Annotated in this window: 6 protein-coding genes; 2 read left to right on the top strand and 4 right to left on the bottom strand. The window is 43.5% G+C overall.

The window, feature by feature from the left end; genetic code table 11:
• Positions 1-353: 353 nt before the first annotated feature.
• The 3 genes from DWW81_RS01745 to DWW81_RS01740 form a co-directional block, all read right to left on the bottom strand.
• Positions 354-1673: an aspartate kinase gene (locus DWW81_RS01745; RefSeq protein ID WP_117896488.1), complete on the bottom strand. Its 1320-nt coding sequence runs from the start codon at positions 1671-1673 to the stop codon at positions 354-356.
• 198 nt (positions 1674-1871) lie between these two features.
• Complete coding sequence (locus DWW81_RS13175) at positions 1872-2018, bottom strand: hypothetical protein (RefSeq protein ID WP_181982639.1); 147 nt, start codon at positions 2016-2018, stop codon at positions 1872-1874.
• 132 nt (positions 2019-2150) lie between these two features.
• Positions 2151-4070, bottom strand: a complete 1920-nt coding sequence (locus DWW81_RS01740) for a bifunctional diguanylate cyclase/phosphodiesterase (RefSeq protein ID WP_117896487.1) — start codon at positions 4068-4070, stop codon at positions 2151-2153.
• A 472-nt stretch (positions 4071-4542) separates the two neighbouring features.
• Between DWW81_RS01740 and DWW81_RS01735 the strand changes: the two genes are divergently transcribed.
• Both DWW81_RS01735 and DWW81_RS01730 read left to right on the top strand, forming a co-directional pair.
• Positions 4543-4791 carry a DUF1490 domain-containing protein gene (locus tag DWW81_RS01735; RefSeq protein ID WP_117896486.1) on the top strand — a complete coding sequence of 83 codons (249 nt, stop codon included), beginning with the start codon at positions 4543-4545 and terminating at the stop codon, positions 4789-4791.
• The gene (locus tag DWW81_RS01730) at positions 4791-6890 is read left to right on the top strand and encodes a heavy metal translocating P-type ATPase (RefSeq protein ID WP_117896485.1); all 2100 of its coding nucleotides are present in this window, start codon (positions 4791-4793) and stop codon (positions 6888-6890) included. Before DWW81_RS01735 ends, DWW81_RS01730 begins: the two co-directional genes overlap by 1 nt.
• Positions 6891-6967: 77 nt before the next feature.
• Here DWW81_RS01730 and DWW81_RS01725 read toward each other — a convergent pair whose 3' ends face one another.
• Complete coding sequence (locus DWW81_RS01725) at positions 6968-10936, bottom strand: X2-like carbohydrate binding domain-containing protein (RefSeq protein ID WP_181982638.1); 3969 nt, start codon at positions 10934-10936, stop codon at positions 6968-6970.
• Positions 10937-11099: the final 163 nt, after the last annotated feature.

Here is an 11099-nt window from a genome sequence, read left to right as displayed (position 1 = left end):
ATCCTTATTTGCTCACACTCGGCGGAGGATATTTCCGTGCTGTGCGATACTGTACACGAAATGGATAAGGGTGTGATAAGTGAGATCAAGGGGTAAGCTGATCAAAAAAACATCATCTGCGTCAGTGCGAGGCTTTGCCGTTGGCTAAGAATGGGACATTGGAAAATAAACCGGATAGCATTTTCAAATAAGTTTTGATATATAACGCAAAAAGACAGATACCTCAGTCAAATGAAGTATCTGTCTTTCTTATTTCTTAGTTATAGCCTGCTGTATAGGTCTTTCATAATAGTTGTTGAAAAGCTTCTATATTAGTACCGACCTAAGCCGTCCGCCATATTTTTCATATTGTATTAAAGCTGTGTATCAACAAAAATTGTATAGATAGCCTTCATTGCAGATTCAAAATCAGCCTCATTCACACCGATGATGATGTTAAGCTCGCTAGAGCCCTGATCTATCATCTTTACGTTTACATGAGCGTGTGCAAGGGCTGAGAATATTCTGCCTGCTGTACCTCTGTTTGACTTCATTGCACGTCCCACAACTGCAATAAGCGCAAGGTCTGTTTCAATATCAATTGTATCAGGGTGACAGTTTCTGTGCAGACCTGACATTATCTCCTGCTCCTTTGGAGCAAACTCTGCCTGATGAACAACGACAGACATTGTGTCGATACCTGATGGCATATGCTCAAAGCAGATACCATTCTTCTCGAATACTTCAAGCACTCTTCTGCCGAAACCAAGCTCTGCGTTCATCATATCCTTTTCGATATTAACTACAGTAAAGCCCTTCTTTCCTGCTATACCTGTGATCGTGAATGCAGGCTTCTGAGATGTGGACTCAACGATCATTGTACCCATATCCTCAGGCTTGTTTGTGTTCTTGATGTTTATTGGGATACCTGCTTTTCTTACAGGGAAAATAGCGTCCTCATGAAGTACGCCTGCACCCATGTAGGAAAGCTCTCTCAGTTCCTTATATGTTATGGTAGTGATAGGCTGTGGGTTGTCGATAATTCTAGGGTCGCATACCAGGAAGCCTGATACGTCTGTCCAGTTCTCATAAAGATCAGCGTTTACTGCTGCGGCAACGATAGAACCTGTTACGTCAGAACCACCTCTTGAAAATGTCTTGATAGTATCGTTTGGCATTGAGCCGTAGAAACCAGGTATTACCGCATTGTCAAGTGTAGCAAGTCTTTGAGGAAGCACCTCGTTGGTTCTTGCAGAATCGAACTGACCCTGATCGTTAAAATAGATAACATCGGCAGCGTCAATAAAGTTATATCCAAGATATTTAGCAAGAACGATACCGTTAAGATACTCGCCACGGGAAGCCGCATAGTCACGTCCTGCCTTGCCGATAAAGCAAGCCTTGATAGTTTCAAACTCCCTTTCAAGAGAAAGGTCAAGACCCAGATCATTGATTATGCCGTAATATCTTTCCTTGATAGCGTCGAACTCGCTGCTGAAATCCTTGCCCTTTGCAGCAAGATCATAGCAGCCGTAAAGCATATCAGTTACCTTTGTATCGTTTGAAAATCTTTTACCAGGAGCAGACGGCACAACAAATCTTCTTGAGCTTTCCGCTGTGATTATCTCCTTTACCTTTTTGAACTGCTCAGCACTTGCAAGAGAGCTTCCACCGAATTTTACAACCTTTGTCATTTCACAAACCCCTTATAAACTATAGAATTATTCCTGTCTGCGTACTTTTCCCACGCTGACGTTACAATAAATAGTATACCGAATTTGCGTGATTAAGTCAATGTATAAATGGACTAATTTTTATAGTTTTTTCGATGTATGTTTGTGAAATACGCTTGTATTTGTATGGCGTACAACTCATGCTTATCTGTCTGCCTATTATCTGTAATGTTCGTCTATCCACTTATCATGTTTTCGTGAAAGAAAGCCCCAGCGTTCTTCAACACAAAATGCAGCGGATAAAACAAGCGGCAAAGAAAGCAGCACAGCCGTAATAATAAGAATAGCCATATTACTTACGTTCACAAGAACGCCTCCCGTCTCGGTTTTGTTATGACTATATTATAGCGTTCCTTACTTAAACAGACCTTAATACAAAGTGAAAACCATGTGAAAAAAAAGCCCCGACCGAAGTCAGGGCTTTTTTCATCAGACTGCTTAAACCGTCACAGCCTGAGTATTATTCTTTTTAAGCACCTCGATAAAATCTTTTTCAGGAACAGGCTTTGAGAAGTAGTATCCCTGAATGAAATCACAGCCCATGCCAAGAAGCGTGTCGAGTTGGTGCTTGTCCTCGATACCCTCGGCAACTATCTGCATATTGAGCTTCTTTATCATCGCCACTGTACTCTCAATGGCAATATGCGCCTTTTCGCTCTTGAAACATTCCCAGACTATTTCCTTTTCAAGCTTGATAAATCTGAAAGGCAGGCTGAGAAGATATGTCATATTTGAATATCCCGTACCATAATCGTCAAGTGCAAACTTCACACCATAATCGGAAAGGGTCTTGATGTTTTTCTCCATAATGTGCGGAGTATACACCGCCGCAGTTTCCGTTACTTCAAGACAGATAGATGACGGGTCTACCTTGTATCTGTCCATAACGCTGAGAAGCTGCTCTACAAGGTCCGACTGCATACACTGGACTACCGACAGGTTTACCTGCACATATTCGATACCAAGTGAAGTTCCCATGCCTTTCTTTATAAAGCGGCAGGCTTCCTCGAAAACATATTTGCCTATTTTGAGTATCTTGCCATTTTCCTCAGCTATAGGAATAAATTCCTGCGGAGAGATAAATCCAAGCTTTTCATCCTTAAGCCTAACAAGGGCTTCACAGGAAACTATCTTGTTTCTTGAACTTGAATATATCGGCTGATAGTATACCTCAAAGCCACGATTATCCAGAGCCTTGTCTATAGCATTCTCTACCTCGCTTCGACGTTTGCTGTCATAAAAGTTTATGTCAGTTGCATGAAGAAGTCTTTCCGTTTCAGGTTCACGATGCTTGAACTGCTCGATAAAGTCCACCAGCATATCTGCATTGTCAACATCCTCAGGGCAGTCGATACGCATAAAGCAGGCTGTTATCAAAGTATCAACAGTACCTATATTCCAGTTTTCAGACAGCTTTTTCCTTATTGCACGATACGTTTCCCCCACCTTTTCAGAATCCTTCGGGAACATAAGAGCAAAGCATTCGTCCTCCAAATAAAATCCATCGCCCAGATTAACAAAGTTATAAAGATAGTCGGAAAAGCTTCTTAACAGAGAGTTGGAAAAACGTCCGCCAAAGGTTTTCATAAACATTTTGAAATCCGGTATCCTTATGAGCAATAATGTAAAATCAGAAGCTGAGGCATATTTTATGGAACACCTATTGACAAAGCTGCTCCAGTTGAGCATTTTTGTTCCTTGGTCTATCATATCGTCCTGACTTTGCAAAGTGAACATTATTAGAAGCATACATACAGACGCCGCAAAGCACTCCACAAGAAGATGTTTATTGATTATCTGAACAATCACTGCCACTACCGTCATTGAGATAAAGGCTGTTATAGAAGTGACCACCTGTCTTGAGAGCATACTTCTATTACCCATTGCGTAAACGATGCCAAATATAAGATAATAAATCGCCACAATGTATGTAAATGGCTGAAGAGTGCCACGATGATAACCGCCTTGGCTATCCACATAGATGATAAAATGTGTTGCAGGCGTCGTGATCACAAGCAAAAGGTCAACGATCATCGGTGTATATAAAAAGCTTTTGAAAAGTGCCGACATCTCTTTAAAGCCGTCCGTCAGGAAAAGTATATAGATCACAAATAGAAACGGAATAAGATTATGTGTAAAATAATAAGCCGTATGGAAGAAGGTTTTAAGCCCTATGCCCCATTCACCGGTAGACAACACGCTTAAAATATCCAAAACAGTTGACAAAGCCGAGTCGCCCACGAGAATGCCAAAGACCTTATTCTTGCTGCACGGAATACGCTTCTTGAAATAGAATACAACTCCTGTGATAGCATATATCACAAGGGCACATATATCATAATGGATAATATAACCCACAACGCAGACCTCCCCATATTATTATGATAATATTTTAACATAACTCTGTTATGGCTTCAACAGATTTAACAAAAAGTTATAATTTTTTTGGTTGTGTGCATAACTTACATATAAATAAAAGCCCGAATTTATGGTTTTTGTCAATTATTATCTATTCGTTGTAATGTTCATTCTTGCGGTTTACTGATAAGATATCATAAACATTTTAACATTATCCTAAAGCTTCACCCAAAAATGAAAAGTTAGAAAAATGGCAATAAATTAACTTACGGCAAAAAATTATACATAGTTTTAAATGATTTTTAAATTTGTCGGTTTGACTTGACTAATAAACATCTTGGGATTATAATAAAAACGTGGTAAGAATCTGTCATAAGACTTGTAAAAAACCGGTCTTTTGACAGAGTTTCTGTATATACCTAAATAATTAGTTCTTACTAATCTTTAAAGACGAAAACAGGAGGTAATAATTATGTTAAAATGTTTTAAAGACGAGAAATTTTGGTGTGCAGTAGGCGGAGCAGCCGCAGTTATTCTTGGCAAGAAAGTAGTAAAGGCTAAGAAAACAAGAGAGCTTGCCGTTACAGGTCTTGCAAAGGGAATGAAGCTCAAGAGCGATGCTCAGTCAGCACTGAGAAGCATGAAGGACGAAGCATCTGACATCTGCTATGACGCTAAGGTCGAGGCAGGAATAGATAACGAGGAAGAAGTAACTGAATAATGAAAGCTCAGATCGTTTATGACAAGCCCTGCCGCATACGTTTCCGCTGTGGTAGCAACGCTTTCACAAAAGAACTTGAACGGTCGATACATAAGCTTGTTATGTCAAACCCGTGGGCGATCGCCTGCGAGGCTCACTATGAGAACGGCGGAATACTTATACGCTATAAAGAGGGTCACAGAGCCGAAGCTGTCGAACTTGTAAGAAAGCTCAGAGGAAGCGACCTAGCACCTGTCAGCGACAATCAGTATGACACCGAGGAGATAGACAGAACATTCAAATCTGACCTTGCAAAGCTTGTGATGCAAAGATATATAAGAAAAGCTATTCTGCCTGCACCTATAGGCGCAGCACTTATCGTGTACAGCGGACTTAAATATATAGCAAAGGGCGTAAGCGCACTGTTTGACGGCAAGCTTACAGTTGAGGTGCTTGACGGAGCGTCAATAAGCGCTTGTCTTATCCAGAAAAATTACAATACGGCTGGCACTGTCATGTTCCTGCTTTCTGTATCAGGCTTGCTGGAGGATTACACAAGAGCGAGAACAAGAGCTGCTCTTACTGACAGCTTGGCGATAAAGGCAGATCAGGTATGGCTGGCAGGCAAGGACGCTGATACTCTTATACCAATGTCACAGCTTCAGGTGGACGATTGCATAAGAGTTCGCACAGGAAGCGTTATTCCTGTTGACGGTCAGATAACCGAGGGCGAAGCTTACATAAATGAAGCTTCCATGACAGGCGAGCCTCTTGCGGTCATGAAGAGCGCAGGAGCAAGCGTATTTGCGGGAACAGTTGTCGAGGAAGGCTCAGTTGTGATAAAAGTTCGCAAGCTTTCTTCCGACACAAAGATAAGCAAGATAATCGAACTTATCGACAACTCAGAAAACCTTAAAGCAGGTGTGCAGAGCAAAGCGGAGCGTCTTGCGGACTCTATCGTGCCGTACAGCTTTCTTGCCTTTGGTCTTACACTGCTGTTTACTAGAAATGTCACAAAAGCAGTTTCCGTTCTTATGGTGGACTATTCCTGCGCTATCAAGCTTTCAACGCCTATAGCCGTTATATCCGCTATTAAAGAAGCCGCTGATGATGACGTTACGGTAAAGGGCGGAAAATATCTTGAAGAATACGCACTTGCCGACTCTATCGTTTTTGACAAGACCGGCACTCTTACAAACGCCGAGCCGGTGCTTGAAAAGGTAATAGCCCTTGGGGATTACTCCGAGGCGGAAACGCTGAAAATTGCGGCTTGCCTTGAAGAGCACTTTCCTCACAGCGTAGCGAGAGCTATAGTAAAGGGTGCGGCCGATAGAGATATCGACCATGCCGAGGAACACGCCGAGGTGCAGTATATAGTTGCCCACGGAATTTCAACAACGCTTCACGGCAAACGTGCTATCATAGGAAGCAGGCATTTTGTCTGCGAGGACGAGGGCATAGAGATAACAGACGAACAGCAGGCTGAGATCGACGAAAAGTCGGGAGCATGCTCGGTAGTTTATCTTACTGTAGGCGACAAGCTCACAGGTGCGCTCTGCATAAGCGACCCGCCTAGACCTGAAGCTGAGGAAGCCGTTAAACAGCTCAAAGAAGCAGGCATAACAAATATCATTATGCTCACAGGCGACAGCGCAAAGGCTGCCGAGATAACCGCCCGGAAGCTTGGCATATCAGATTTCAGGGCGCAGGTGCTCCCAGAGGACAAGCACAGATATGTTGAACAGCTCAAAGAGCATGGACACAGAGTAATAATGGTAGGCGACGGAATAAACGACGCTCCAGCCCTTGCGGCGGCAAACGTTTCTGTCGCAATGAGCGACGCTTCCGATATTGCAAAGGAAACTGCCGATATCACAGTTCGTGGAGCAGACCTTACACAGCTTGCGGCTATAAGACAGCTTAGCGAAAAGCTAATGCACCGAATAAACAGTAACTACAGATTTATACTGCTGTTCAATTCAGTGCTTCTGCTGTCAGGAGCTTTCGGGCTTTTACAGCCGTCAGCCTCAGCGCTTCTGCACAACGCTTCAACAATGGCGATCTGTGCAAAGAGCATGACTCCTTTAGAGGATAAAAAACGCAAAAAGAAAAACAAGTAAACAAAATATAAAGAGCGAATGATCGTAACGTCATTCGCTCTTTTTGCATCTTAATAAATGTAACGCTTTTTCTTAAATTACTTAGCAGGTGTACAGTAGCAAATAGAATAAACTGTGATATCACCGTTTTTTGCCGCAGCATGAAGCTGATCCAGCTTATCAAAACCTGCACCAAGCTCCTTTACACAGTCTGCATAAGTGAACTTAGCATAGTAATGATCATTCGCTCTGCCTGTTTCGCTAGGCTGAACTCTTGCCCAGTTTGCTCCTCCTGACCAGCTCTGGAGAATAAGCTCAAGCTCGTTCTCTGCGCCAGAGTACTCAACATAGAAATAGCCATTTGCAGAGAGATGCGAAACATCAAAACTGCCATAATTTTTTGAAGTCATAACTGAAACTGCCTGACCCCATGAGCCACATGATTTTGCACCCCAGAAAATAGATACATATGGATCCTGCTCCGGCTTATCAGGGTCAACAGGATCTACCGGATCAACCGGCTCTGTTGACTTCTCGACAATATACTTAACACTAAGAACTTCGATATCTCCGTTAGCAGCACCAACATGGAAGCGGTCTACTTTAGAGAAATCTGTTGTTCCGAACGCCGCCGCAACATCGTCGTAGCTGTACTTTGCGTATACAATGCCGTCCTTTTCTGTTACCTCAGTTGGTGAAACTCTCGCCCAGTCTGCACCGCCTGACCAACTCTGGAGAATGACCTCCGCCTTGTCTGTGCCGCCCTTGAACTGAACTTCAAAATATCCGTCCTTTTCGATAACTGAGCTGTCAAAGCTGCCGCCTTCCTTAGTTGTGGAAAGAGTGATAGCCTGACCCCAGCCTGATGTCTTTGCCGAGCCTGTGAAGATAACAGTTTCCTTTTTGTCACTTACCTCGCCAGTTGCAGGGATAACCTCTGTCTTTATAACCTTGCCGCAAGTTGTACACTCAGTGTGCTTTGAGCCATTTTCTGTCGCAGTAGCCGCCTTGTCGATTATCCATGCGCTTTCGCTGTGACCTGTCGCAGGGATAGTTTCAGTGTACTTTTCACCGCATGAGCAAGTGTATACCTTTTCGCCGTCAGCTTCGCAAGTTGCAGCCTTTGTTGATGTGAGGGTATAGCTGTGCCTGTGACCGATAGGGTCGGTGTAATCGTCCTTCTTTGTCTCGCCGCAGGAAGCGCAGGTGTAGATAGTGTAGCCCTTTTCGTTCTCCGTAGGAGCAACTGTCTCGCCCTTTACCCAGCTGTGACCCTTTGCAGGGATAGTTTCAGTGTACTTGTCTCCGCAAGTACAAGTGTAAATTCTCTCGCCATCTGTTGTGCAAGTAGCTTCCTTTGTTACCTTTGCGGTGTAGCTGTGAGTGTGTGATGACTTAACATTCTTGACAGTGAGTGCATATGTATCTGTGTTTCCGTCTGAGAATGTGTATGTAAGTGTGTAATTACCATTTGCAAGCGTCTTGATCCAGCTTTCGTTGAGCATTATCTGACTTCCGTTTGTGGAATAATCTAAGCCGCCTGAAAGCTTCTTGCCGTTTGCTGTGATAGACTCAACGCTCTTTCCATAAAGCACAAGGTCTGTTCTCACACCGCTTGGAGCATCAGCGTCAAATATGCCTGACTTTGTGGAAAGGTGTGGCTTCTCGGTCTGTCCGTCCTCATAGAAAACAGCATCGTCTATGTAAACTGTACCTGTCTTTTGGGCAGAATCTCCGCCCATATAGAACGAGAACTGGTTAAGCTTTGATGTATCAAGATTTCCGCCCGACTGCCAGCTTGGCGCTTTAAAGTCAGCGAATGGTATCTTGATAGTTTTTCCGTCTGCGAAATCAAGTGCTATCTGCGCTTCAAAATAATTGTCGTTTGCGTCTCTAAGCTGAACAGTAAGGCTGTTGCCTGTGCCGTCCCCCTCTACCCAAAGCTCAACGCCTGCAAATGATGAAGCATTTCTTATTGCAATAGGGTGGTTTACTCCGCAGTAGCCGTTTGGCGAGCCGATATCATATCCGAAAGCAAGCGCCTTTGAACCGTTCTTTGCAGCAAGAGAAAGTGAAACTTCATTGCCGCTTGTGTTTCTTGAATAAGACGACCAAAGTGCCTTATCATATGAATAGCTCTCAAATGTGTCAAGCTCATCAAGGCCTGTGGTGTCGGAAACATTTATTGTAAGCTCCCTATCCTCGCCCTCATAGAAATCGAACTTAAGCGTCACAATGCCTGCTGAAAGCGTCTTGAGATATGCACTTTTAAGGGTCACAGTGTCGCCCGAAGTTGTGTAATCTGTACCCTCTGCGAGTGCCTTTCCATCAGCAACAATGCCTCTGAACTCGCTTGTCTTGCGATCCATGGTGATATCAACATCACTGCACTTCTTAGGGTTTACGTCAACAGAGATTATCTCAGGAGAGATAATAGGCTTAGGGATAGAGCTGTCGCTCACCGTCAGATTGAACTTAGGCTGATTGCCGCCTGTTGTGAGTATCCTGCACGAATACTTTGCAAGCTCCTGCCTTTTAAGATAAGAAGCCTTGATAGTAACAGCGTTGCCACTTATGGTGTAATCGTCTGACGAGAGTTTCTTTCCGCCGACCTCAACACCGCTTATGCTGCCCTCTTTCATAGAAACATTCACCACAACGTTACCTGACTTGCTTCTGTCAAAACTGTATGTAGACTTGTCAGTGGTGTTTACAATGTTCTTCTTTTCCATTTTTGCAGCAGCGTTCATCATAAGAGTTCTTGTGCTGTCCGTCTTTTCGATACCCTCAGGGCCGTAAACGGTGTAGCCGTCATAGTCCTGATAAAGAGTGCCGTCATCAAGATAGGAAGCTATCATCCAGTAGTTGAAGCCCTGATATTCGACACCCTCATAGTAGTCCCCTGTTACAATATCCAGCCAATCGGAATAAGCGGCGTCACGCTTTGTTTTGTCTGTAAGACCGAATTCCTCAAAGATAATAGGCTTGTCAGCGGAAGATGTGGTCTGGGCATGGCGCTTTATCCACTCGAGGTCATCATCGCCAAGGTCAAAGCCCCACTGATCAACGTACATATGCGGTGTGCCAAAGTCTACAGTGTCGATAGTCATAAGCTTGTCAAAGTCAACACCGTAGTAGCCTGAATATGCGGAAGACGGAAGATCTTGCCTTGCAGCTTCCTGATAGCCAAGGTTATAAAAGCCCTCGTCGCCAACAGATACCATGTGATAAGGGTCGATAGACTTTACATATGCTGACATTTCCTTTGCCCAGTTATAAAGAATATCGTCCTTGCAGAACTCGTCAACAGTACATCTCGGCTCGTTTGAAAGCTCCCAAGAAAAAACAGCTTCAGAATCCATAAGCTTCTCGCCTGTGTAGTAGTTGGTGTGATTTAACAAAGTCTTGATATAATCCTTATACCACCCCTTGATAGTTTCATTAGTGTAAAAATCGCAGGTGTCCTTTTCGTCCACTTTGCTATTGCCAACGCTCTTGCCCTGTGACATCTGATACCACTTTACATACTGGCCCATTCCGCCGAACGCTTCCCAATAGTTCGTGAAAGTAATAACAAGCTTCATATCATGTTCTTCAGCCTGCTTGATAATATAATCAAGATGTCTCAGGCCGTCCTCACCCTCATTCACAATAGGCTTGCCAGCCTCATCGTCCCAATACTGGAAGTAAACTCCGTCCTTTTCGCCCGTTCCGTCATTGTTGCCCTCAAAGGTCTCATGACCAGACTGCGAGTCGATCTCGCCTGTTTTCTTACCAACGTCAAGATTTCCCCAAATTCTTATTACTTTAAGCCCCATTTTTGAAGCGTCATCGAAAACATTCTTTACCTCACTCTTTGACTTATAGGTGAGATAATAGCAGTTCGTGCCGCCGTAATAGTAAGGGCTTCCGTCACACATAAACTTTGAGCCGTCAGCATAAACAAATCCCTCTGGGTGTGTCGCCGCATACTCCGCATATGCGCTGATATCTGCGAAAGGCACAATGCTAACAGCCATTGCAGCAGCCGCCAGAGCCGCAGAAAATCTTCTCATTACTCCTGTCATAACCATACTCCTTTTTCATCATTTTAGCTAATTTTAATTAATTTAGCTTGCCGAATTATTGCGTTTTTACTTTATCACAAACTTAATTTAATGTCAATCTCTTAAAACGATTAAGCAAGCAAGTTTTTAAAAATCAATGTTTTTGACAAATAAAGAAGTACGA

It is taken from the genome of Ruminococcus sp. AF17-1AC, from assembly GCF_003461385.1.
Taxonomy (GTDB): Bacteria; Bacillota; Clostridia; order Oscillospirales; family Ruminococcaceae; genus Hominimerdicola; species Hominimerdicola aceti.
Note: the sequence above shows the minus strand (reverse complement) of the source record. Positions and strands in the feature narration are given on the sequence as shown.

Bases quoted from the DNA above. Each gene is read 5' to 3' on its own strand.
- DWW81_RS01725 (WP_181982638.1), bottom strand. From the start codon at position 10,936: ATGACAGGAGTAATGAGAAGATTTTCTGCGGCTCTGGCGGCTGCTGCA.
- DWW81_RS01730 (WP_117896485.1), top strand. From the start codon at position 4,791: ATGAAAGCTCAGATCGTTTATGACAAGCCCTGCCGCATACGTTTCCGC.
- DWW81_RS01735 (WP_117896486.1), top strand. From the start codon at position 4,543: ATGTTAAAATGTTTTAAAGACGAGAAATTTTGGTGTGCAGTAGGCGGA.
- DWW81_RS01745 (WP_117896488.1), bottom strand. From the start codon at position 1,673: ATGACAAAGGTTGTAAAATTCGGTGGAAGCTCTCTTGCAAGTGCTGAG.